Source organism: Agrobacterium sp. 22-226-1, assembly GCF_053522345.1.
The window spans coordinates 92,594-116,432 of record NZ_JBNWCP010000006.1 but is presented as its reverse complement, the minus strand read 5'-3'; the positions used below and the strand labels follow the sequence as shown (position 1 = coordinate 116,432).

The following is a 23,839-nucleotide window of genomic DNA, read 5'->3' as shown; positions in this document are numbered from 1 at the left end:
CGCGCACATGAATGCTTTGATGATGATTCTATCTTTAGGAAAATTTGGAGCGGGCGAAGGGATTTGAACCCTCGACCCCAACCTTGGCAAGGTTGTGCTCTACCCCTGAGCTACACCCGCTCAAATCCACCGGTCCGGGGTAGTTCGCTGAACCGTGGGCCGCCAAGCGGCGACGGGCGCTATATCGCTCAATCGATTTTGGAATGCAACAGGGAAATGACAAAAACGCGAAAATTTCTTTGAGAAATGCGACAAGCGGCGGAAATGATTGAGAATTTTTCATCCCGCTGTTTTTTCCTGCGTTGCCAAGCGTCGGCTGCCCGCTTAATCAGGAAACAAGCATAGTGGAATCGGCAGAGACAGGCGGCAGGATATGGCGGAAAATTCCCGGAAGACGGCAACGGAGCTGTTCGAGTTTCTCGACGGACTTGGCATTTCCCACACCACGAAGCAGCATGAACCGGTGTTTACCGTCGCCGAATCCCAGTCGCTGCGCGATCTCATTCCCGGCGGCCATACAAAGAACCTCTTTGTAAAGGACAAGAAGGATCAGTATTTCGTTCTGACCGTTGAGGAAAATGCGGTCGTCGATCTGAAAAGCGTTCACAAGACCATCGGTGCGGCAAGCCGCGTGTCCTTTGGCAGACCGGAAAAGATGCTTGAATATCTGGGCGTCGCGCCGGGCTCGGTAACGGTGTTCGGAGCCATCAACGACACCGACAGGCAGGTCACCTTCGTGCTCGACAGCGGGCTTCTGGAAAACGAGCTGGTCAATGGCCATCCACTTTCCAACGACCAGACGACAACGATCGCGTCCACGGATCTCATTCGCTTTCTCGAGGCAACCGGACATGCGCCGCTTGTCTTGAAAGTCAGCGAGTGAGATACGATCTTTGCTTCAAATAAGACATATGACAGAGGTTACGGGAGACCGGCATGAGCGGCGAAAATAATCCTTACGGCGGTTCCTATAGCGGGCAGATGACCGCAAGCGCCCACCATAATGGCGAGCTGAACGGTGCGGCCTCCGGCCACATCAAGGACACCACGACGGCGGGTTTCTCCAGAGACGTTCTTGAGGAATCGCGTCGCCAGCCGGTTCTCGTGGATTTCTGGGCGCCCTGGTGCGGTCCGTGCAAGCAGCTGACGCCGGTGCTCGAGAAGGTCATCAACGAGGCGAATGGCCGCGTGAAGCTCGTGAAGCTGAATATTGACGACCACCCGTCGATTCCCGGCCAGCTCGGTATCCAGTCCATTCCGGCAATCGTCGCCTTTGCCGACGGCCGGCCGGTGGATGGCTTCATGGGTGCCGTGCCGGAAAGCCAGATCAAGCAGTTCATCGAGAAGATCGCCGGGCCTGACGCGGGCGATCCCAAGGCCGAGATAGAGGCTGTTCTGACGGAGGCGAAGCAGCTTCTGGCGGATGGCGATTTCAACGGCGCGGCGCAGCTTTTCGGCGCCGTCATGCAGGCCGATCCGGAAAATCCGGCAGCGATTGCCGGTATCGCCGAATGCATGATCGCCGCCGGCCAATATGAGCGGGCAAGCGAACTGCTCTCTTCGCTGCCCGCGGAACTCAATGAGGATGCGGGCATTCAGCTCGTTTCGAAAAAGATCGCGCAATATGAGGAAGCCCGTAAGATCGGCGACCCCGTGGCGCTGGAGCGCGAGCTTGCGCTCGATCCCGATCGTCACGAGGCGCGGGTGAAGCTTGCCAAGGTGCTGAATGCTCAAGGGCGGCGCGACGAGGCTGCGGACCATCTGCTCTACATCATGCGCAAGGACCGGACCTTCGACGATGACGGCGCGCGCCGCCAGCTGCTGGAGTTTTTCGAGGCCTGGGGCTTCAAGGACCCGGCAACCGTTGCCGGCCGCAGGAAGCTTTCGGCGATACTGTTTTCGTAATGCGGGCATATCCCGGCCGCGGCGGTTGATCCACCGGCCGGGCAGCAGTGAACAGGGGGCTTGATTCCCATGCATGTCGGAAATGCGAGATATGTGAAGAACGACGATCTGCCGGAAACCGTGCCGGTCTTTCCATTGCCGGGCGCGCTGCTTCTACCGGAAGGCCATCTTCCACTCAATATTTTCGAGCCTCGATATCTCGCCATGATCGACTGGGCATTGGCCGGCCACCGCATCATCGGCATGGTGCAGCCCGCCCTGCATGTCATTGAGGCGGGGCTTGAGGGCGGTCCGCTAAGCGCCGTCGGCTGCCTCGGCCGCATCACGTCCTTTTCCGAAACCGGCGATGGCCGTTATATCATCTCGCTCACCGGCGTGTGCCGCTTCCGCCTGCTGGAAGAGGTGGAGGCGGGCAAACCCTATCGCAGCTTCCGGCATGCGCCCTTCATCGCCGATCTTTCCGGCGAATATGACGAGGATGCGGTGGACCGCGAAAACCTGCTTCGGGTATTCCGTTCGTTTCTGGATGCCAACCAGCTGGAAGCGGATTGGGAAAGTGTGGAAAGGGCGGGCAATCGCGTTCTCGTCAATTCGCTTTCCATGATGTCTCCCTTCGGACCGGCTGAAAAACAGGCGCTTCTGGAAGCGCCGGACCTGAAGACGCGGGCCGAAACATTGATCGCCATCACCGAGATCGTTCTTGCCCAGGGATCGGGCGAGGGCGGCAACGTGCTGCAATAGGATCGCCGCCATGGACGACAGGATGAGCAATGTCGATCCCAAGCTGCTGGAGCTGCTGGTCTGCCCTTTGACGAAAGGGCGCCTTGCCTATGACCGCGCCCGCAATGAACTCGTCTCCGAGAGCGCCAGGCTTGCTTATCCGATCCGCGATGGCGTGCCGATCATGCTGATTTCGGAAGCGCGCAAAATAGAAGACTGACCTTCCCGCTTGCCCGCCTTCACACATTGCGTGTCGCGAATTGACGAAGATGCGTTGACAACCATGCGTGGATTTGACCAGAGTCCCGCCCGACATGTCTGTTGCGGGGAGAAAACTGATGTCGTTGCGCGCGCTCGTCCGGATTTCGCTGGTTGCGGTCTCAACCGCCCTGTTTTTTCCGCCAGCCATGGCGGCGGAACCCTCCCGCAAGGTCGTTACGACCCAAAATGGCGATTATTTCGGCTTCGATCTCAGGACGGAGCAAAATGTCTCGCTGGAGCAATGTGGCGAGATTTGCGTCGGCGATACCGCCTGCAAGGCCTTTACCTACAATCCCAAGGTGAAATGGTGCTTCCTCAAATCGGATTTCAACCAGCTGAACGCTTTCCCCGGCGCGGTTGCTGGCAAGATCGTGGAAGTGGCCGCGGAAGCCGATATCGGTGCGCCGCAGCGCCTGTCCTTCGTGACCGACAGCCTGCAGCAAGAAGCGCGCCGGCTGAAATCCGGCCTTGCGGCAAATGACGGTGAGGGCGAACAGGGTCTGGAAGCCCTCGTGGAGACGGCGCGGCAGCAGGCAGCCGCAGGCAATATTCCCGATGCGGTCACGACCTATAAACAGGCCCTTGCGATCACACCTGACGATGGTGCGCTCTGGGCCGAATTGTCGGAAAAGGCCGCGCAGGTCACCGATAATTATTCGATAGCGGGACAGGCCGCTTCCGCCGCCATCAACGCTTACCAGCTGAGCCGCACGGTCAGCGCCCGCACCGAGGCCCTGAACCGGCTGGCGAAGGCTTTTGAGCGAACCCAGAATTATCGCGCGGCACTCAATGCCTATAAGGAAAGCCTCGCGCTTACCGACAATGCACAGACCAGGGCGGCCTATGCCGATCTGCGCACGCGTCAGGGTTTCCGCGTCATCAACAATACTGTGGATACGGATAGCGTCAGCCCGCGCGCCTGCGTGCAGTTTTCCGAGCCGCTGGTGAAGAACGGCGTCGATTACTCCTCATTCATCACGCTGGATGGGGCAGCGCCCAAGGCCATCGAGGCGAAGGGCAGCGAGATTTGCGTCGAAGGGTTGGCCCATGGCCAGCGTTACAAGATCGCGTTTCGCGCCGGCCTGCCGTCCTCGGTTGAAGAGCCGCTGGAAAAGCAGGTCGACCTCGATATCTACGTGCGCGACCGCGCCGCCAGCGTGCGCTTCACGGGTGAGAATTTCGTGCTGCCGGGGACTGCCCGTCGCGGCATTCCCATCGTCTCTGTCAATGCCGACAAGGCCGACCTGAAGCTTTATCGCGTCGGCGACCGCAACATCACCTCGCTTCTTTCAAACTCGCAGTTTCTGACGCAGATGGACGGCTACAATGCCGACCGTATCGAAAACGAAATTGGCGAGCTTGTCTGGCAGGGCTCGATCGATATCCAGCCCGATCTCAACAAGGATGTGGTGACGAGTTTCCCGGTGGATGAGGCCCTGCCGGAGCGCAAGCCCGGCATCTATGTGCTGACCGCCGTACCGCCGGGCACCGCGCCGGAAACGTGGGACTCGCGCGCGACGCAATGGTTCCTCGTATCTGATACCGGCATCACCACCTATGCCGGAACCGATGGGCTCAATGTCTTTGTTCGCGCCCTTGGCAGCGCGAAGCCGCTGGCAGATGTGGATTTGCAGCTGCTCGCCAAGAATAATGAGGTGCTGGGCACCGCGAAGACCGATGCGGACGGCCGCGCAGTGTTCTCGGCCGGCCTGATGCGCGGCACGGCGGCGCAGGCGCCTGCGATCCTGACGGCGCGCAACGGCGACAAGGACTATGTCTTCCTCGACATGACCCGCGCCGGCTTCGATCTTTCGGATCGCGGCGTGACGGGACGTGCAGCTCCCGGCGCCATCGACGTGTTCAGTTGGACGGAACGCGGCATCTATCGCGCCGGCGAGACAGTGCATGCCGCAGCCCTTGCGCGCGATGTCGACGGCAAGGCAATCGAGGATCTGCCGCTCACTTTCATCTTCTCGCGCCCGGATGGTGTCGAGGACCGGCGTTTCGTCAGCGACGGCAAGGCGCTCGGCGGCCATGCGGTCGATCTGCCGTTGCAGGCAAATGCGATGCGCGGCACCTGGACGCTGCGCATCCATACCGATCCTAAAACGCCTGCGATCAGCGAAAAGAGCTTCCTCGTCGATGATTTCGTGCCTGACCGCACAGAGTTCGACCTCTCGAGCAAGGCAAAGCAGATCGACCCCGGCGCGGAAACGGCAATCGATGTCGATGGTCGCTATCTCTATGGTGCGCCCGCAGCCGGCCTGACGCTGGAGGGCGAGGTCGCCATCAAACCGACGCGCACCAGTGCCGATTTCGAAGGTTATTTCTTCGGTCTGGCCGATGAGGAGAGCGAAGAGGAAAACCGCACGACGCTTGCCGATCTGCCGGTTCTGGACGACGAGGGCAAGGCGAGCTTCAATGTCGATCTGACCGACCTGCCATCCACAACGCAGCTTCTTTCCGCTAACATCACCGTGCGCATGCAGGAGGCCGGCGGCCGTGCCGTAGAGCGCTCCCTGGCGCTGCCCATCAAGGCTGAAGCGCCGGTCATCGGTATCAAACCGCAATTTTCCGGCGATCTCGCCCAGAATTCCGTTGGTCGTTTCCACATCATCGGCGTCAATGCTGACGGTGCCAAACAGGCGATGAATGGTCTGACCTGGAAGCTCATCAAGGTTGAGCGGAACTATCAATGGTATCGTCAGGGCAACTCCTGGCGTTACGAACCGGTGGAATATACCAAGCAGCAGGAAGCCGGCAGCTTGTCTGCCGATGCCAATGGCGGTGAGATTTCCGTGCCCGTCACCTGGGGCCGTTACCGGCTGGAAGTGGAGGGCGCCGGCAATGGCGCGCCTGTCTCCAGCGTTGAGTTCGATGCCGGTTTTTATGTCGAGGCAAGCTCGACGGAAACGCCGGATGCGCTGGAAATCGCTCTCGACAAACAGAGCTACAAGATCGGCGATACGGCCAAACTCAAGGTTTCGTCGCGTTTCGCCGGTGAGTTGATGGTGACTTCCGGTTCGGAAAAGCTGATTGCCGTTCAGAATGCCGAGATCGGCGAGGATGGCGGCGAGATCGACATTCCCGTCACCGAGGAATGGGGTGCGGGCGCTTATGTGACGGCCACGCTGTTCCGTCCCGGCGATGCGCAGGAAAGCCGTATGCCGATGCGCGCCATCGGCATCAAATGGCTCGCGGTCGATCCGGCCGAGCGCAAACTTGCCGTCACGCTCGGCGCGCCGCAGAAGACGCTGCCGCGCCAGCCGCTTGAAATTCCGATCACGGTTGCGGGTGCCGGCGTGGGCGAAAAGGCCTACGCCATCGTTGCGGCCGTCGATGTCGGCATATTGAACCTTACCCGATATGAGCCGCCGAAACCGGATGAATGGTATTTCGGCCAGCGCCGGCTGGGGCTGGAAATCCGCGACCTTTATGGCCGCCTGATCGACGGTTCGCTCGGCGCCACCGGCCGGCTGCGCACCGGCGGTGACGGCGGGCAGGCAGCCCTTCAGGGCAGCCCGCCCACGGAAAAGCTCGTGGCCTTCTTTGCCGGGCCGGTCGAACTCGACGCAGACGGCAAGGCGACGGTGAGCTTCGATATTCCGCAGTTCAACGGTACGGCCCGCATCATGGCGGTGGCCTGGACGAAGACAGGCGTGGGACATGCGGTCTCCGATGCCATCATTCGCGATCCTGTCGTGGTCACGGCCAGCGCGGCGAAATTCCTCGCACCCGGCGATGTCTCGCAATTGCGGCTCGATATCGCCAATACCGATGGCGAGCCCGGCGATTATCGGCTGGATGTGACCAGCAACACGGCATTGACGGTCGATCAGGGCGAGATGTCGCAAACTCTCGCGCTTCAGAAAGGCGGTAGGTCTTCGCTGACGGTCCCGCTGACGGGCGAACAGCCCGGCAATGGCGCGATCACCATCAAGGTTTCCAATGCCGCCGGTCTTTCACTGGAGCAGGTTCTGAACGTTCCGGTACGTCCGGCCGTTCTGCCGGTGACGACGCGGCGCGATATCAAGATCGCGCCCAATAGCAGCCTGACGATCAATGGCGATCTTCTGGCGGACAGCATGCTTCTCGGCTCTTCCGTCGCGGTCAACGTCACGCGCTCGCCGGCCTTCGATATTCCGGCGCTGGTGATGATGCTGGACAAATATCCCTACGGCTGCGCCGAACAGACGACGAGCCGCGCTTTGCCGCTGCTTTACGTTTCGGAACTGATGAAGGATAGCGGCCTTGCAGAAGACCCCGATACCCGCAAGCGCGTGCAGGAGGCGATCTACCGGGTGCTGTCCTTCCAGTCGAGTTCCGGCAGCTTCGGCCTTTGGTCGCCGGGTTATGGCGATCTGTGGCTCGATGCCTATATCAGCGACTTCCTGACAAGGGCGCGTGAGCAGAATTACGATGTTCCCGAACAGGCCATGGTGCAGGCGCTGAACAACCTGCAAAACGGTCTTTCCTATGACAGCAATGTCAAAGATCGCGGCAACGAGATCGCCTATTCGCTTTATGTGCTGGCGCGCAACCGCAAGGCGGCGATCAACGATCTGCGTTATTACGCGGATACGGCGCTTGCCGATTTCCCGACACCGCTCGCCAAGGCGCAGGTTGCCGCCGCCCTCTCGCTTTATGGCGATCAGGCCCGTTCTAAGGCCGTATTCGGCGCTTCGCTCGACATGGCAAGCCGCACCACCAATGTCAGCTTCTCGCGCGCGGATTACGGCTCCGCCCTGCGTGACGGCGCGGCGACGCTGGCGCTTGCGGCGGAAAGTCGGCCGGTTCCGGCCGTCGTGCCGCAGCTTGCCGGTGCGGTGGCCAAGGAATGGGAAAAGAAGCCCTATACCAGCACCCAGGAACAGGCATGGATGCTGCTTGCCGCCCGCGCCGTCAAAGGCGAGGATAAGGATATCCGTCTCGATGTGAACGGCGATCTGCAGACAGGCGGCTTCGGCAAACGGATGAGCGGCGATGAATTGCTGGTCGCACCCTTGAAGATCGCCAATGCCTCGGCCGATCCGGTCACGGCCGTCGTCACCACGGTGGCGCCGCCGGCGCAGCCGCTTGCGGCGGGCGGCGAAGGCTTCACCATTACCCGCACCTATTATTCCATGGATGGTGAGGAGGTGAACTCCAGCGACGTGATCCAGAACGAGCGTTATGTCGTGGTGCTGAATGTGGTGCCGCAGAATAACTGGCAGTCGCGCATTCTGGTGACCGACCTGCTGCCCTCCGGTTTCGAAATCGACAATCCGAGCCTCGTCAATTCGGCAGAGCTTTCGAATTTCGACTGGCTGCCGGAAACGGAAGCGGCGCATACGGAATTCCGCTACGACCGTTTCGTGGCGGCCTTCGACCGCTCGGCCGGCGACAGTTCGGAAATTGCGCTTGCCTATGTGGTCCGCGCCGTCACCCCCGGCACCTACGATCATCCGGCCGCTTCGGTTGAGGATATGTACCGGCCGCAATTTGCCGCCCGCACGGCAACCGGCCGCATGGAGGTGCGCTCGGCAAACCCATGATGCGACGCAAGGCGATCATTGTCGGCATCGTGACGGCCGCGTTGCTTATGGGCGGCGCGGCCTTCGGTCTCGATGCGCTGGACAAGGCCTATCCGCCGCCGCTGGACGCTGCGCAGCAACGATCCTTCGAGGTTCTGGATCGTGACGGCAGGCTTTTGCGCGCTTTTGCGACACCCGATGGCCGTTGGCGGCTGAAAACCTCGGCCGCCGAAGTCGACCCACAATTCCTACGCATGCTGGTGGCCTATGAAGACCAGCGTTTCTATGAGCATCACGGCGTCGATCCCTGGGCGCTTTTGCGCTCCGCCTGGCAATTGGCCAGCAACGGCCGGATCGTTTCCGGCGCATCGACGCTTTCCATGCAGGTGGCGCGGTTGATCGAGCCGCGCGCCGACCGGTCGTTTTCGGCGAAATTCCTGCAGGCCGCGCGCGCGCTTCAGATCGAGAGACGGCTGAGCAAAGCGGAGATCCTCGATCTCTATCTGAATATCGCGCCTTATGGCGGCAATCTCGAAGGCATTCGCGCCGCAAGCCTCGCCTGGTTCGGCAAGGAACCGGGCCGGCTCGATACGGCGGAAGCAGCGCTTTTGGTGGCGCTGCCGCAATTACCGGAAAAGCGACGTCCGGATCGTTTTCCGGAGGCGGCGAAGCAGGCGCGGGAGCGTGTGCTGCAACGGCTTGCCGTCGAACGCGTGGTGGGTGAGGGGGAGGCGGAACGGTCGGCGCTTGCGAATGTGCCCGCCAACCGGCGGGACCTGCCGGCCTATGCGCCGCATATGGCCGTCGCCGCACGGGTGAAATTCCCGGATACTGCCGAGGTGCGTTCCACGCTGAAGCTGCCGATCCAGCGGGAGCTGGAGGGTGTCGCCCGCCATGCGGCGGAAAAGCTCGGCGACAGGGTCTCCGTCGCCATCGTCATGGCCGATGCGCAAAGCGGCGATATTCTGGCGGAAGTGGGTTCGGCGGATTATCTCGATACGGCAAGACGCGGTTTCGTGGAGATGAGCCGGGCCGTTCGCTCGCCGGGCTCCACCCTCAAGCCATTTATTTACGGCCTTGCCTTCGAAGACGGTCTTGTCGGGCAAGAAACCATCATAGAGGATCGCCCGTCCGACTTTTCCGGTTACAGGCCGCGCAATTTCGACATGCATTATCAGGGCGATGTCAGCATCCGGCAGGCGCTGCAACTGTCGCTCAATGTGCCTGCCGTCAAGCTGCTTGATGCCGTCAGTCCCTCGGCGCTGATGGTGCGGTTCCGGCGGGTGGGCGTCAAACTCGTGCTTCCCGCCAATGAAGCGCCCGGGCTTGCCATCGCCCTTGGCGGCGCGGGTGTTTCGCTGGTCGATCTGGCGCAGCTCTATGCGGGGCTTGCCGGCGGCGGCGATCCCGTGCGGCTTGGAGACGGCGTCCGCTCCGCCCCGGAACGGCTGGAGGGGGACCGGTTATTCTCCGATGCCGCTATCTGGAACATCTCCGACATCCTCTCCGGCGTGCTGCCGCCGCTCGGCATGAAACAGCGCGGCATCGCCTACAAGACCGGCACCAGCTATGGCTATCGCGATGCCTGGTCGGTGGGTTATGACGGGCGGCATGTGGTCGGTGTCTGGGTCGGCCGGGCCGACAATGGGGCGGTGCCGGGCATTGCCGGTTATGCGACGGCCGCCCCGATCCTGTTCGAGGCTTTCGAAAAATCCGGCGTGGCGATCACGCCGATGCCTGCCGCGCCTTCTGGCGTCGCGCGGGTCGCGGTCAATGACCTCCCCGCCAACCAGCGGCGTTTTACCACGACGGCCAGCGGCCTGCTTTCTGCTTCAAGACGTGAAAGCGCCCCGCGCATCGTTTACCCGCCGGAGGGCGCGCGCGTGGAGCTTTCCGGCCAGTCGGGCATCTCGCCGCTGGTATTGAAGCTGCAGGGCGGGCGGGCACCCTTCCGCTGGCTCGCCAATGGTTTGCCTTTGCCGAACGCTTCCCATCGCCGCAACAGCGAATGGCGGCCGGAAGGCCAGGGGTTTTCCACACTGACGGTCATCGACGCCGACGGCCGCGCCTCGAGCGTGCGGGTTTTCGTCGAATAGCAGGGATGTCCAACTGCACGAGGGGTTGCTCCGGGCTTGCGCCTCGAGCGTCTCGTCAGTTCTTTTTTCGCCGTCTTGCCAAAGATATGCAGCAAGCAATTGTACAAGAGTGACGACGAAGATGATGTGCCTAAGCTCTATTACGCCACATTGAGTGAATGGCGGTGGATCCGCTCCTGAAGCGAAACCACAACGGCTTGTAGAAATTCCCGGCGCCTGGGATTGGTCGTTGCCGTCAGAGTCACCTGTAGCCGGCTTGTGATGTTGTTCAGAAAGCCAACGTGATTAAAACTATCGGCGGCGATATTGATCTCCACCTCGTCCATGTAATGCGCCAGATGCGGTTCCAATACGAGATTTGTATTCGTCTGGTAGCAGGCAGCCATCTGTTCTCCAAGCGTGGACATCTGCACATATGGACCATATTCGTCGATCATCAAATCTCCTTCCTCTAGCGCAACTAATTTTGACAGGCGCTTCATCATCACAGATAGGAATAGGAAGCAATTGCCCGCTTTCAACGCTCCCTTTTGAAGCTTTGAATTTTCCGTGTTCGTGAAGGATGTCGCCGAGACTCCGGTCGAAGTAGACCTGCCAAACGGCTGTCGGCTGCGCTGGGCCGCGCTCAAGCTATAGCATTTTTTTGCTGGGTTTTGCAGGAAATTGGCGTCCACGAGAGGATTCGAACCTCCGACCCCAGGATTCATACCGCTTCGGCTTTCGCCGCCGTCCCGCCATTTGCCGGCAAGACGTTCGTGGTCTGGACTGTCCCTTCACCATGGGCCTTGCGGCCTTTAGGTGCTGCCCATCCAGTCTCTACACCTTCACCAGATTTCTCCGGAGCTTGGCTCGGGATTGGCATGCTGGAAGACCAGCGAAGCTTTCCCCGACTTTGAGCAGATCGATTGCGTCGTTTCCGGGCGCAACCCCCAATTTGTCTTAGGAATCCTGTGCTCTATCCTGCTGAGCTACGTGGACACTGAATTGCTCTTTAACCTGACGATGCTTGCGGATCAACCGCGTTCTTCATCGCGGTCGATCTCTTCCTCGGCTTTCTTCGCGTCAGTCGGCAATCAGCTCGTCAGACGCTGTTCGGCCAGTTTCACCCAATAGGAAATGCCGTAAGCGATGGCCTCGTCGTTGAAATCATAACCGGGATTGTGAAGCCCGGCCGAATCGCCATTGCCGATGAAGATGAAGCAGCCTGGTCTTTCCTTCAGCATGAAGGAGAAATCCTCTCCCGCCATGGAAGGATCGACATCGGGGTCGACATTCGGTTCGCCTGCCACATCTCGCGCCACACGGATGGCGTGGTCGGTCTCGGCGGCGTGGTTGAAGGTCACCGGGCAATAACGCTCATAGACGACTTCCGCTTCTGCGCCATTGGCAAGGGCAATGCCTTCCGCCATCTGCTTGATGCGATCCTGCGCCAGATCGCGCACAGTTTCATCGAGGCTGCGCACCGTGCCGGCGATCAATGCCTCGTTCGGGATGATGTTGTGGCTGGAGCCGGCATGAAAGCGGGTGACGGAGACGACCACCGAACGGATCGGATCGGCGTTGCGCGAGGCGATCATCTGCAGGTTGCCGACGATCTGCGCGCCGATGGTGATGGGATCGACGGTGCGGTGCGGCTGTGCCGCATGGCCGCCACGGCCCTTGACGGTGATCGAGAATTTGTCCGGTGCCGCCATGATGCCGCCCTTGCGGATGGCGAAGGCGCCGAGCGGAATTCCCGGCATGTTGTGCATGCCATAGACCTCATTAATGCCGAAACGCTCCATCAGGCCGTCCTCCACCATGGCGAGCGCGCCGGCACCCCCTTCTTCCGCCGGCTGGAAGATCACGGCGATGGAGCCGGCGAAATTGCGGGTCTCGGTGAGATATTTCGCCGCGCCAAGCAGCATGGCCGTGTGGCCGTCATGGCCGCAGGCATGCATGGCGCCCGTGGTTTTCGACGCCCAGGGCTTGCCGGTTTCCTCAACGATGGGAAGAGCGTCCATATCCGCGCGAAAGCCGATGGTGCGATTGCCCGGAAGATTGCCCCTGATGATGCCGACCACACCCGTGCGGCCGAGACCGGTCACGATTTCGTCAACGCCGAAAGATTTCAGCTTCTCCGCAACGAAGGCTGCGGTGTTGTCGACATCATACAAAATCTCGGGATTTTCATGCAGGTGACGCCGCCATTCTCTGACTTCCTGCTGGAGTTCGGCGGCTCTGTTCAAAATCGGCATTCGTTCATTCCTGGGTTCATCGGTACGGCGTGTCGTAAAATCCTATCCTCCATGGTGGATAGTGCGCCGCATAATTGACGTAATCAATGTACTTTGCCATTGCTAGGACATATATGGTGAATATTGCCATTCCCCGACCGAAGACGGGAATTCGAGGACAAGCCTTGCCACAGACTTTTAAATCGCCAAACGCCGCCAGACGGCTTTCCGCAGCCGTTGCCATCATGACCGCAGGCCTCGTTGCCGCAGCACCCGTGGCAAATGCCAATCCGAAAATGGTGGTCGATGTCAAAACCGGCAAGGTGATTTCCCATCAGGAAGCCTTCCGCAAGTGGTATCCCGCTTCGCTCACCAAGCTGATGACCGCCTATATCGCCTTTTCGCAGATGAAGGCCGGCAAGATCAGCCCGCAGACGGAAGTGGTGATGAGCAAGAAGGCCGCCGATCAGCCGGCCTCGAAAATGTATTTCAAGCCCGGCCAGAAGCTGACGATGGATAGCGCTTTGAAGCTGCTGCTCATCAAATCCGCCAATGACATCGCCGTGGCGATCGCCGAGACCATCGGCGGCACCAGCGATAATTTCGTGGCGCAGATGAATGCGCAGGCGCAGCGGCTGGGCATGAGTTCCACCCGTTACATCAACGCCAATGGCCTGCCCGGCAAGGGACAATATACGACCGCCCGCGATCTGGCGCTGCTGGCGCTGATCATCAAGCGCGAGTTTCCGGAATATGCCCATTATTTCTCGCTGGAAGGCGTCAGCACCGGCAAGAAGAACTACGCCAATTTCAACATGCTGGTCGGCCGTTTCGATGGCGCGGATGGCATGAAGACCGGCTTCATCTGTGCCTCTGGCTTCAACCAGGTGTCGTCGGCCGTGCGCAATGGCCGCTCGGTCATCACGGTCGTGCTGGGCGCGGACAGCCTTGCCGGACGCACCGATCAGTCGGCCGATCTGTTGCAGATGGGGCTGACGGCGCCTTCGGGCCAAGGCGTTTCGCTCGCCGCGCTGGCGCCCTATGGCGATACCGGTGATGTCAACGATATCAGCGCCGAAATCTGCAACCCGAAGGCCGCCAAGGTGCGCAGCGAAAGCCGCGACGAGGCTGGCCGCATGGTCATCCATTCGCCCTATGTGCAGGAAATGACCCGCCCGCCGGAATATTCCTTCGCCGGTCTCATTCCGGGCAGCGAGACGGTGGCGGTGAATGCCACCAAGGGAGTTGGCAAGGGCGAACTCGCCAACGTGCCGATCCCGATCCCGCGCCCGACATTCTGATGATCGATGAATGCCTCGAGGCCGAGCCTCGCGGTCGCAATGCGGTTTGTGTATTCGCAGGTCGATGATGTTATGATATTACAGTGTCGCTCGCGGCTTCCAGGCGCGGGCGATTTCTTTTAGCTCCATGCGGCTCCGGGTTTCGTGTCTTCCAGTGACCTGCCGGAGCGGCCATCAACACACAGGCAAGTCATGTCTCGCGATCGCATCCCGGTTTCCATCATCACCGGATTTCTCGGCGCCGGAAAATCGACGCTGCTCAACCGGCTCCTCAAGGATCCGGCGATGAGCGATGCGGCGATCATCATCAACGAATTCGGCGATGTCAGCATCGATCACATGCTGGTCGAAAGCGCGGGTGAGGGCATCATCGAGCTGGCGGAGGGCTGCCTCTGCTGCACGGTGCGCGGCGAGCTGGTGGATACGCTGGCGGAACTGATGGACGGCATTCAGACAGGCAAGCTGAAGCCGGTAAAACGGGTGGTGATCGAGACCACGGGCCTTGCCGATCCCGCCCCCGTCATGCAGTCGGTCATGGGCAACCCGGTCATCGCGCAGAATTTCGTGCTGAACGGCATGATTACGGTGGTGGATGCCGTGAACGGCCTTTCCACGCTGGACAATCATCAGGAGGCGGTGAAACAGGCCGCCGTGGCTGACCGTCTGGTGATGACCAAGCGCGCGCTTGCCGATGCCGCCACGATTTCCGCGCTGACAGCCCGTCTACAAGCGCTCAATCCGCGCGCGACCATCGAGGATGGCGACAAAACCGAGTGGAGCGCTACGGGGCTTCTCGACAACGGCCTTTACGATGCCGGCAGCAAGAATGCCGATGTCGGCCGCTGGCTGGGCGAAGAGGCGGTACACGATCACCACGATCATGATCACGACCATCACCACCATCATGGCGATCACGACGACCACCATCATCATCACGATGTGAATCGGCACGATGCGTCTATCCGGTCCTTCTCGATCATTCACGATCAGCCGGTCAGCCCGATGGCGATCGACATGTTCGTGGATCTGCTGCGCTCGGCACATGGTGAAAAGCTCCTGCGCATGAAGGCCATCGTCAAGCTGTCGGATAATCCGGCCCGGCCGCTGGTGTTACATGGGGTGCAGACTATTTTCCACACGCCGGAGCGCCTCGCGACGTGGCCGGACCCGGCTGATCAACGAACCCGCATGGTGCTGATTACGAAGGATTTGCCGGAGGCTTTCGTGCAGGACCTGTTCGCAGCCTTCACAAGCGCACCGGGCATAGACCGGCCGGACAGGCAGGCGATGACAGATAATCCGCTGGCGGTTTCGGGGTTGCGGTTTTAGGGCGTGTCGTGATGGTCTAGGTCGGTGGGTGTGGTTCACCCCCCTCTGTCCTGCCGGACATCTCCCCCTCAAGGGGGGAGATCGACAAGCGGCTTGCTTCGAACATCTTTATCGATGCAGTAGCCCGAAGTGCAGAGCTTGTGAGAAAACGAGCGGTCGCCACAACTGATCTCCCCCCTTGAGGGGGAGATGCCCGGCAGGGCAGAGGGGGGTAAGCCCGGAGCGTGCGCGTTGAACCTCGGTTACACGCCCTTCACAATGCGAAACCGATGCCCCTTTTCCAGCGCAGTGGTTTCCACCAGCCTATGCCCATCCTCATTGCACATATGGGTAATATCGATCACCGCCAGCGGATCGGTCGTCTCGACGGTCAGAACATCTCCCGCCTTCAGGGTTGCGAGTTTCTTGCGGCTTCTCAAAACCGGAAGGGGGCATTTAAGCCCCCTCAAATCATAGACGATCTCGGCCGTGTCGCTCATTCCTTGGCCCAGAACTTCCAGAACGGCTTCTTTTCCGGCGTTTCCGGAGCAGGTGCTGCGGAATAGGCAAGCGGGTTCATGGCGGGAACCGGGATGCTCTGCGCGGCAGCTCCGGTCTGGCCGGTTGCTGCGGGGGTAGCCGAGGCAACCATCGTCGGTGCCGCTGGGGCAGGGTTCGATTGCGGTGCCGTGGCTGGCTGGACAGCCGAAGGGCGCGGGCCGCGCAGGGAAGAGGCGGTTGCGGTAGTGGCCGGTGAGGACGACGTCACCTGCTGCGCCTTCTTCTCCATCAGCGCGGCATATTCCGTTTCCTTCATCAGCTTGCCGGCCTTCAGCGCCGAGCCGGTCGGGGCATAGGCGGGCTCGCGGCCCTTGCGCTTTTCGGCGACCAGCGCCTTGCGCTCGGCTTCGCTCGGGTCGTACCAGGCCATGCCGTCATATTTCTTCATCGCCTTTTCATAGGCGAGATCGTAGGTCTTCTCGTAGCTCGAAAGCGCGCTGACGAGCGCCGGCGGGGTGCTCATGGCCGGGCATTGGGCAGACGCGTTGAAGCTGCCGCCTTCCGTCTGCTGGTTGAAGACATATTTCTTCTCGCAGACATTCACTTCCGGCGGGCGCTTGGTCACTTCGAAATTGTCGTAACCGACCTTCAGCATCTTCCAGAATTCGAGATGTTCGCTCTGGCGATGGCGGGCCATGTTTTCCGCCGTCATGCGGAAGGGGAAGGCCTGCAACTGCACGGTCTTCTGGCCGCCCTTGAAGGCGTCACGGGCAAAACCGTAGATTTCGAGAATCTGCGCATCCGTCATCGAATAACAGCCGGAGGACGAGCAGGCGCCATGGATCATCAGATTGGTGCCGTTGCGGCCATTGGCGGCATCGTAGCGGTTCGGGAAGCCGGTATTGATGGCGAGATAATATTTCGAGTTCGGATTGAGATGCGCAGGCGTCAGGTTGTAGAAACCTTCCGGCGCCTGCCGGTCGCCTTCCTTCACCTTCGGGCCGAGTTTGCCGGACCATGCGCAAATCTCGTAGCCGGCGATCTTCTCGAAACGGTTGTCGCGCCTGGCTTTCCAGATTTCCAAGGCACCTTCTTCCTTGAAGATGCGGATCATGATCGGCGAGGTGCGGTCCATGCCCCTTTTGTCGATCTCGGCCAGAATGGCCGGAGACAGCGGGTAATCGACCTTGTTCTTGACGTGGGAGACGTCGCGTTCAACGGTTTCGAGCGTATCGTTACAGCCGGCAAGAACGAGCGCGGTGCAGGCAAGAAGTGCAAAATGTGTCAAACGCATGATCTGATCCGAAAGACGATGGCACGAAGCGGCGGCAGTTCTACACCGTCCCGTGTGTATTTTAAATACGGTATTAACCGTTTACATCTTCTTAACTTAAATCGGACCCGCCCCGCGGCCGCCGATACATCTTTTGATGTGACCGGACTATGGCCGAGTTGGGGCGATATTCAAGGAAAATAAGGCCGGAGCCAGATTGTTTCGGCTTTTCTTCGAACCGCCAAAACAATCTGACTCCTTCTTTTGACGCATTTTCCGGACGTAAAACCGCTGCGCACTTTTACTGGACATGCTCTAGAGGTTCCGGCCAATATCCAGGAACTTCTGGCGGCGTTCAGCGCGCAGCTGTGTGCCGGAACGCTGGGAGAGATCGGCCAGCGCCTTGGCGATGACATCGCCGGTCGCACCGATCACGGTTTCCGGAGCACGGTGTGCGCCGCCGATCGGCTCCGGAATGATTCCGTCGATGACGCCGAGCGATTTCAGGTCTTCCGAGGTGATCTTCATGTTGGTTGCGGCTTCCTTCGCGCGGGTCGAATCGCGCCAGAGAATGGAGGCGGCACCTTCCGGCGAGATCACCGAATAGATCGCATGTTCGAGCATATAGACGCGGTTGCCGGTGGCGATCGCGATTGCGCCGCCTGAGCCGCCTTCGCCAATGACGACGGAGACGATCGGCACCTTGACGTTGAGGCACATTTCCGTCGAGCGGGCGATGGCTTCGGCTTGGCCGCGTTCTTCCGCGCCGACGCCGGGATAGGCGCCCGCCGTATCGATGAGGGTGATTACCGGCAGCGAGAAACGGTCGGCCAGTTCCAGCACGCGGATCGCCTTGCGGTAACCTTCCGGGCGCGGGCTGCCGAAATTATGCTTCAGGCGGCTTTTGGTGTCGTTGCCCTTTTCCTGGCCGATGATGGCGACGGGCTGACCGTTGAAGCGGCCGAGGCCTGCCTGAATGGCGGCGTCTTCGGCAAACTTGCGGTCGCCGGCCAGCGGCGTGAAATCGGTGAAAAGCGCCTTGGCGTAATCGACGAAATGCGGACGCTGCGGGTGACGCGCGACCTGCGTTTTCTGCCAGGCGTTCAGCTTGGAATAGATGTCCTGCATCGCGTCGTTGACGCGCGATTCCAGACGGTTGATCTCCTCCGAGGTGTCTATGCTCTCGTCTTCATCGGCAAGCTTCTTCAGCTCGATGATCTTGCCCTCAAGGTCCGAGATAGGTTTTTCGAAGTCGAGATAATTGTGCATGAGATCCGTTTCCGATCGTTTTGCGCAAGGTTTGACCGGATTATCCGGCGGTTCCGGTCGCTCTAATCAAGGTTTTTGCCCTGTTTGGCAAGGGGGTGATGTGTTTGTACCAGCTCTTGCAAGCGTTCTTCCAGCACATGTGTATAGATTTGTGTCGTGGAAATGTCGGAATGGCCGAGCAGTTCCTGTACCGCGCGCAAATCCGCGCCGTTCTGCAGAAGGTGGCTGGCAAAGGCATGGCGCAGCACATGCGGCGATATCGCAGACGGGGTCAGGCCCGCACGGATGGCAATGTCCTTGAGGTCGCGGGCAAAGACCTGGCGGGGCAGGTGGCCTTCCTTGCTGCTGGAAGGAAACAGCCAAGGGCTTTCCGGTGTCTCCGGTTTTTTCTGCGAAGCGGCCACCTTGCTTTTCTCCGATGCGAGCGCCTTTCTGGCAGCCTCGTATTTTTCCATCGCCTCGATGGCGGCGCGGGAAAGAAGAACCATGCGGTCCTTGTTGCCCTTGCCGCGTATCATCAGGAAGCGTCCTTCCTGACGCAGCACCTTGACCGGCAGCGAGACGAGTTCGCTGACACGCATGCCGGTGGCATAAAGAAGTTCGAGCAGCAGATGCATGCGGATGCGGGCAAGCTGGCCGGGACCGGATGTGGCGGCTTCCTGCGCCGCGAGGCTAAGCAGCCTGTTCACATCGGCGACGCTCATCGTTTTCGGTAAGGCGAGACCTTTTCTGGGAGCGTCGATGATGCCGGTCGGGTCGTCGCCGCGCAGTCCTTCCGAATAGAGAAAACGATAGAATTGCCGCATGGTGGAAAGACGTCGCGCCTGTGAGGTTGCGGCAAAACCCTGAGCGGAAAGATGGGTCAGATAGGCGGAAAGGTCAGGCGTCTGCGCTTCCGTCAGGGTCTGGCCGCGACGGCCGAGAAATTCGCGCAGGTCAGCAAGGTCGCGCTCATAGGAAGAGAGCGTGTTGGCGGCAGCCCCGCGTTCGGCGCTCATCATTTCCAGAAAACTTTCCAGCCGCGCGCCGTCGCGCCCTGCCGCCGCCTGTCCGCTCATGGGGTGCGCCTTGCCGGTTCGGTCGACGGCGGGTTCAGCCGCTCGGAAGGAATGCGCACCGTCACTTCGCGGTCGCGCGGTTTGACGACCATGACGAGCAGCACCATGCCGCCATAGATCAGCCCCGCGATGGTCGCCAGTATCATCGTGAAGCGGAAGAGGGTGGGCATGGCGGCTCCGTGCAGGTGGCGGTCGAAACGTATATGCGGTGCGGCGAAAGCGGCGACAAGATCAAAATGCCCGCTCCGCTCCATGCCGCATGCGGCGATGATTGTGATTCACCGCAATTCAGTCAGCAATTTGGCTTGACGCTTCGTAAACATTTGCAGATATCCATGCCAAACGGGCTTTCAAATCTATGAATGAAACGAATTTATCCGTCCCGGCTACACTCGGGGAGCAAGCGCGGGCAAAGCTCGGACGGCGCAACATCGTCTTCGTCGGGCTGATGGGGGCTGGAAAGTCGGCGGTGGGCCGCATGGTAGCCCAGCAGCTCAGGGTGCCGTTCATCGATACGGATGTCGAAATCGAGCGCGTTTCGCGCATGACAATATCGGAACTTTTCGCCACCTATGGCGAGGAAGAATTCCGGGCGCTGGAAACGCGGGTCATCAAGCGGCTGCTGCGCGGCGGCCCCAAGGTCATCTCCACCGGCGGCGGCGCCTTCATCAACGACAATACCCGCCGGCACATCACGCGCGGCGGCATTTCATTGTGGCTGAAGGCCGATCTCGAGGTGTTGTGGGAGAGGGTCAACAAGCGCGACCACCGCCCGCTTCTCAAGACCGAAAACCCCAAAGCCACGCTGGCGGCCCTGATGGAGAAGCGCTATCCGATCTATGCGGAAGCGGATCTGACCATCGAATCCCGCGATGTCCGCAAGGAAATCATCGTGACAGAAGTGCTGGCCGCCATAGCCGGCATCGAACAGAAAGACTGCTCCCCATGACGCCTTCCGAAATCCACGCCGATGAACGTCTCGTGCATGTGCCGCTCGGCGAGCGCGCCTATGACATTCTGATCGGGCCGGGCCTCATCGGCCGGGCGGGCGGCGAAATTTCGGCGCGGATGAAGGGCCGGCGCGCGGCCATCATCACCGATGAACATGTCGCGCCGCTCTACCTCGAAGGCCTGATGGACGGGCTGCAGACCGACGGCATCGAGGCCGTCTCGCTGACCCTGCCGGCCGGCGAAAAGACCAAGAGCTTCGAGCATCTGGTCACCGTCTGCGATGCGGTTCTGGCAGCACGGGTGGAGCGTAACGATGCGGTGATCGCGCTCGGCGGCGGGGTGATCGGCGATCTCGCCGGTTTTGCAGCGGGCATCGTGCGCCGTGGCGTGCGCTTCGTGCAGATACCGACCTCGCTTCTGGCGCAGGTCGATTCCTCCGTCGGCGGCAAGACCGGCATCAACAGCCGCCATGGCAAGAACCTCGTCGGCGTGTTCCACCAGCCCGATCTGGTGCTGGCGGATACGGCGGTGCTCGATACGCTGAGCCCGCGCGAATTCCGCGCCGGTTATGCCGAAGTGGTGAAGTACGGGCTGATCGACAAGCCGGATTTCTTCTTCTGGCTGGAAAAGAACTGGGATGAAATCCGCACCGGCGGCCCCGCCCGCATTCAGGCGATTGCGACGAGCTGCCAGGCGAAAGCCGATGTGGTGGTGGCCGACGAGAAGGAGAACGGCGTGCGCGCCCTTCTGAACCTCGGCCATACATTCGGCCATGCGCTGGAGGCGGCGACCAATTACGACAGCAAGCGGCTGGTGCATGGCGAAGGTGTCGCCATCGGCATGGTGCTGGCGCACCAGTTCTCCGCCCGCCTCAACCTCGCAAGCCCGGACGATGCCGCCCGCGTCGAGGCACACCTGAAGGCCGTCGGCCTGCCGACGACGATGAAGGATATTCCCGGCGAGTTGCCGCCGGTCGAAACGCTGATGACGGCAATTGCGCAGGACAAGAAGGTCAAGGGCGGCAAGCTCACCTTCATCCTCACCCACGGCATCGGCCAGTCCTTCGTGGCCGATGATGTTGCGGCATCCGAGGTGCAGTCTTTCCTGTCGGAAAAGCATCCGGGGTGAGATGTTGAGCGATACGGTGAGGGCGCCCCCTCATCGCCTCGCTTCGCTCCGGCACTTCTCCCCGGCGGGGAGAAGAACAAGCCATGATGGCAATGCCATACGAGACAGCGTTGGTTCAGCTTAGATTGAGGTCAGAGCTTTGAGCACGGGGCTGCCGCCCGGTTTCTTCTCCCCGCCGGGGAGAAGCTGGCCCGCAGGGCCGGATGAGGGGGCTTGCTCGAGGTTTAAAACCGCATCGCTTCCCCCGGCGCTGCCGCCTCAATCGCCAGCGCATGCAGGCCGGCATCGAGTTCCGGCTTCAAAAGCGCGTTGATCGCCCGGTGGCGCTCGACGCGAGACTTGCCGGAAAAGCTTTCCGACACTATCTGAACACGCATATGCGTCTCGCCCGTGCCGGTCATATCCGGCTGGTGGCCGGCATGCATCCGGCTTTCATCGACGACCCTCAGGCGCTCCGGTGAAAAGCTTTCCCGAAGCTTCGTTTCTATGCGTTCTCGCAGGGACATGCGACGGGCTCCATTCTCGTTGGCTGGTCTTGAAGGGGGCTACCTAAAAGCCAGCAACATTCCGCTTTGTCAATTCTTGTTGTGCGGCTTTTCGCACCCCATAATCAGGGCATCATGAAACTGGATTCGAAATATTTCGATCGCATCCGCACGCGCCGGAAAAGGGAGAGGGAACCTGAGGTTCAGGCCCCCACCTGCCAGTGGGACGGATGCGACAAACCGGGTATTCACCGGGCACCCGTCGGCCGCAATGCCGAGGGGCAATTCTTCCTGTTCTGTTTTGAGCACGTGAAGGAATACAACAAGGGCTATAATTATTTTTCCGGCCTGTCCGACAGCGAGATCGCCCGTTACCAGAAGGAAGCGATTACCGGCCATCGCCCCACCTGGACGGTGGGCGTCAACAAGACGGCGCGCGACAGCCCGCTGCATTCCACGCTGCGTTCCGGCACGGCGAGCGGAAATGCCCGTATCCGCGATCCTTTCGGCTTCGCCGGCGGTTTTGCGGGCGGCGCAAGGGCAGGCGGCACCCGCATGCAGCAGGACCGAAAATTGAAGACGCTGGAGGCAAAAGCCTTCGATACGCTCGGTCTTTCTTCCACCGCAAAGCAGGAAGACATAAAAAGGCGCTACAAGGAGCTTGTCAAAAAGCACCATCCTGATGCTAATGGTGGCGATCGTGGTTCGGAAGAGCGTTTTCGGGCTGTTGTTCAAGCATATCAATTGTTAAAGCAGTCAGGTTTCTGCTAAGCCAACTTATGTGTTTACCGCCTGATTGATGATGTGGCCGGGTGGCTGCCGCCCGCCTTGGAGACGTGATGAGCAAAATCGACCTTGATATTTCCAACCTGCCCGACACGACGGTGTCCGTGCGGGAGGTTTTCGGCATTGATACGGATCTGCGGGTTCCCGCCTATTCCCAGGGCGACGCCTATGTGCCTGACCTCGATCCCGACTATCTTTTCGATCGCGACACGACGCTTGCGATCCTTGCCGGTTTTGCTCACAACCGACGTGTCATGGTTTCCGGTTTCCACGGCACGGGTAAATCCACCCATATCGAGCAGGTGGCCGCCCGCCTGAACTGGCCCTGCGTGCGCGTCAACCTCGACAGCCATGTCAGCCGTATCGACCTCGTCGGCAAGGACGCCATCGTCCTGAAGGACGGTAAGCAGGTTACCGAATTCAAGGACGGCATTCTGCCCTGGGCCTACCAGCACAATGTGGCGCTCGTCTTCGACGAATATGATGCCGGCCGCCCGGATGTGATGTTCGTCATCCAGCGCGTGCTGGAATCCTCCGGCCGCCTGACCCTGCTCGACCAGAGCCGCGTCATCCGTCCTCACCCGGCATTCCGCATTTTCGCGACCGCCAACACTATCGGCCTTGGCGATACGACCGGCCTTTACCACGGCACGCAGCAGATCAACCAGGCGCAGATGGACCGCTGGTCCATCGTCACCACGCTCAACTACCTGCCGCATGAGCAGGAAGTGAACATCATCGCCGCCAAGGTGAAGAGCTTCGACAATCCGAAGGGCCGTGAAACCGTCTCCAAGATGGTGCGCGTGGCCGATCTCACCCGTTCGGCTTTCATCAATGGCGATCTTTCCACGGTCATGAGCCCGCGTACCGTCATCACCTGGGCGGAAAATGCGGAAATCTTCGGCGATCTCGCCTTTGCCTTCCGTGTAACCTTCCTCAACAAGTGTGACGAGCTGGAGCGCACGCTGGTGGCCGAGCAATATCAGCGGGCTTTCGGCGTCGAGCTGAAGGAAAGCGCTGCGAACATCGTTCTCAGCGCCTGATAGTCCCCGGCTCGTCCGGGGAAGA

The 23,839-nt window shown here is 60.5% G+C and carries 20 protein-coding genes and 1 tRNA gene; 12 read left to right on the top strand and 9 right to left on the bottom strand.

Annotated elements, in window-relative coordinates:
• Window positions 1-45: 45 nt before the first annotated feature.
• Window positions 46-120, bottom strand: a tRNA-Gly gene (locus ACQZ5K_RS12455).
• Between the two features lie 253 nt (window positions 121-373).
• Here ACQZ5K_RS12455 and ACQZ5K_RS12450 point away from each other — a divergent pair.
• From ACQZ5K_RS12450 to pbpC, 6 genes are all read left to right on the top strand, one after another.
• Complete coding sequence (locus ACQZ5K_RS12450; RefSeq protein WP_448740470.1) at window positions 374-883, top strand: prolyl-tRNA synthetase associated domain-containing protein; 510 nt, start codon at window positions 374-376, stop codon at window positions 881-883.
• A gap of 53 nt (window positions 884-936) precedes the next feature.
• The gene (gene trxA / locus ACQZ5K_RS12445) at window positions 937-1,905 is read left to right on the top strand and encodes a thioredoxin (protein ID WP_003523262.1); all 969 of its coding nucleotides are present in this window, start codon (window positions 937-939) and stop codon (window positions 1,903-1,905) included.
• A 69-nt stretch (window positions 1,906-1,974) separates the two neighbouring features.
• On the top strand, window positions 1,975-2,646 hold the full coding sequence (locus ACQZ5K_RS12440; protein WP_003523264.1) for an LON peptidase substrate-binding domain-containing protein: 672 nt from the start codon (window positions 1,975-1,977) through the stop codon (window positions 2,644-2,646).
• A 10-nt stretch (window positions 2,647-2,656) separates the two neighbouring features.
• Complete coding sequence (locus ACQZ5K_RS12435) at window positions 2,657-2,845, top strand: Trm112 family protein (protein ID WP_174024285.1); 189 nt, start codon at window positions 2,657-2,659, stop codon at window positions 2,843-2,845.
• A 118-nt stretch (window positions 2,846-2,963) separates the two neighbouring features.
• On the top strand, window positions 2,964-8,420 hold the full coding sequence (locus tag ACQZ5K_RS12430) for an MG2 domain-containing protein (protein ID WP_448740469.1): 5,457 nt from the start codon (window positions 2,964-2,966) through the stop codon (window positions 8,418-8,420).
• Complete coding sequence (gene pbpC, locus ACQZ5K_RS12425) at window positions 8,417-10,495, top strand: penicillin-binding protein 1C (protein ID WP_448740468.1); 2,079 nt, start codon at window positions 8,417-8,419, stop codon at window positions 10,493-10,495. Before ACQZ5K_RS12430 ends, pbpC begins: the two co-directional genes overlap by 4 nt.
• A gap of 140 nt (window positions 10,496-10,635) precedes the next feature.
• On the opposite strand, the gene ACQZ5K_RS12420 is transcribed toward pbpC, so the two are convergent.
• Window positions 10,636-10,932: a hypothetical protein gene (locus ACQZ5K_RS12420; protein ID WP_137004997.1), complete on the bottom strand. Its 297-nt coding sequence runs from the start codon at window positions 10,930-10,932 to the stop codon at window positions 10,636-10,638.
• A gap of 636 nt (window positions 10,933-11,568) precedes the next feature.
• Window positions 11,569-12,732, bottom strand: a complete 1,164-nt coding sequence (locus ACQZ5K_RS12415; RefSeq protein WP_137004996.1) for a M20 aminoacylase family protein — start codon at window positions 12,730-12,732, stop codon at window positions 11,569-11,571.
• A 224-nt stretch (window positions 12,733-12,956) separates the two neighbouring features.
• On the opposite strand from ACQZ5K_RS12415, the gene ACQZ5K_RS12410 reads away from it, so the two are divergent.
• Window positions 12,957-14,012 (top strand): D-alanyl-D-alanine carboxypeptidase family protein, encoded by a 1,056-nt coding sequence (locus ACQZ5K_RS12410; protein ID WP_175422234.1) that lies wholly within the window; start codon window positions 12,957-12,959, stop codon window positions 14,010-14,012.
• A 192-nt stretch (window positions 14,013-14,204) separates the two neighbouring features.
• Entirely contained in the window at window positions 14,205-15,341 is a 1,137-nt protein-coding gene (locus ACQZ5K_RS12405; RefSeq protein WP_448740467.1) for a CobW family GTP-binding protein, read from the top strand.
• Window positions 15,342-15,583: 242 nt separating this feature from the next.
• Here ACQZ5K_RS12405 and ACQZ5K_RS12400 read toward each other — a convergent pair whose 3' ends face one another.
• The 5 genes from ACQZ5K_RS12400 to ACQZ5K_RS12380 all read right to left on the bottom strand — a co-directional run bounded on the left by ACQZ5K_RS12400 (window position 15,584) and on the right by ACQZ5K_RS12380 (window position 19,591).
• A complete protein-coding gene (locus ACQZ5K_RS12400) occupies window positions 15,584-15,820 on the bottom strand; it encodes a sulfurtransferase TusA family protein (RefSeq protein ID WP_137004993.1) in 237 nt (78 codons plus the stop codon).
• On the bottom strand, window positions 15,817-17,115 hold the full coding sequence (locus ACQZ5K_RS12395) for a L,D-transpeptidase family protein (protein ID WP_137004992.1): 1,299 nt from the start codon (window positions 17,113-17,115) through the stop codon (window positions 15,817-15,819). Before ACQZ5K_RS12395 ends, ACQZ5K_RS12400 begins: the two co-directional genes overlap by 4 nt.
• 294 nt (window positions 17,116-17,409) lie before the next feature.
• Entirely contained in the window at window positions 17,410-18,363 is a 954-nt protein-coding gene (locus tag ACQZ5K_RS12390) for an acetyl-CoA carboxylase carboxyltransferase subunit alpha (RefSeq protein ID WP_125144929.1), read from the bottom strand.
• 62 nt (window positions 18,364-18,425) lie between these two features.
• Window positions 18,426-19,421, bottom strand: a complete 996-nt coding sequence (xerD, locus tag ACQZ5K_RS12385) for a site-specific tyrosine recombinase XerD (RefSeq protein WP_448740466.1) — start codon at window positions 19,419-19,421, stop codon at window positions 18,426-18,428.
• Window positions 19,418-19,591, bottom strand: coding sequence for a hypothetical protein (locus tag ACQZ5K_RS12380; RefSeq protein ID WP_035239639.1), 174 nt, complete (start codon window positions 19,589-19,591; stop codon window positions 19,418-19,420). Before ACQZ5K_RS12380 ends, xerD begins: the two co-directional genes overlap by 4 nt.
• A gap of 188 nt (window positions 19,592-19,779) precedes the next feature.
• Between ACQZ5K_RS12380 and ACQZ5K_RS12375 the strand changes: the two genes are divergently transcribed.
• Window positions 19,780-20,370 (top strand): shikimate kinase, encoded by a 591-nt coding sequence (locus ACQZ5K_RS12375; protein ID WP_448740465.1) that lies wholly within the window; start codon window positions 19,780-19,782, stop codon window positions 20,368-20,370.
• The gene (aroB, locus tag ACQZ5K_RS12370; RefSeq protein ID WP_065656307.1) at window positions 20,367-21,500 is read left to right on the top strand and encodes a 3-dehydroquinate synthase; all 1,134 of its coding nucleotides are present in this window, start codon (window positions 20,367-20,369) and stop codon (window positions 21,498-21,500) included. The genes ACQZ5K_RS12375 and aroB overlap by 4 nt, the downstream gene beginning before the upstream one ends.
• 224 nt (window positions 21,501-21,724) lie before the next feature.
• Here the strand turns inward: aroB and ACQZ5K_RS12365 are convergent, their stop codons facing one another.
• The gene (locus tag ACQZ5K_RS12365) at window positions 21,725-22,006 is read right to left on the bottom strand and encodes a BolA family protein (RefSeq protein WP_174057970.1); all 282 of its coding nucleotides are present in this window, start codon (window positions 22,004-22,006) and stop codon (window positions 21,725-21,727) included.
• A 114-nt stretch (window positions 22,007-22,120) separates the two neighbouring features.
• Between ACQZ5K_RS12365 and ACQZ5K_RS12360 the strand changes: the two genes are divergently transcribed.
• Window positions 22,121-22,756, top strand: a complete 636-nt coding sequence (locus ACQZ5K_RS12360; protein ID WP_059755848.1) for a J domain-containing protein — start codon at window positions 22,121-22,123, stop codon at window positions 22,754-22,756.
• A gap of 68 nt (window positions 22,757-22,824) precedes the next feature.
• Window positions 22,825-23,814 (top strand): cobaltochelatase subunit CobS, encoded by a 990-nt coding sequence (gene cobS, locus ACQZ5K_RS12355; protein WP_004445672.1) that lies wholly within the window; start codon window positions 22,825-22,827, stop codon window positions 23,812-23,814.
• Window positions 23,815-23,839: the final 25 nt, after the last annotated feature.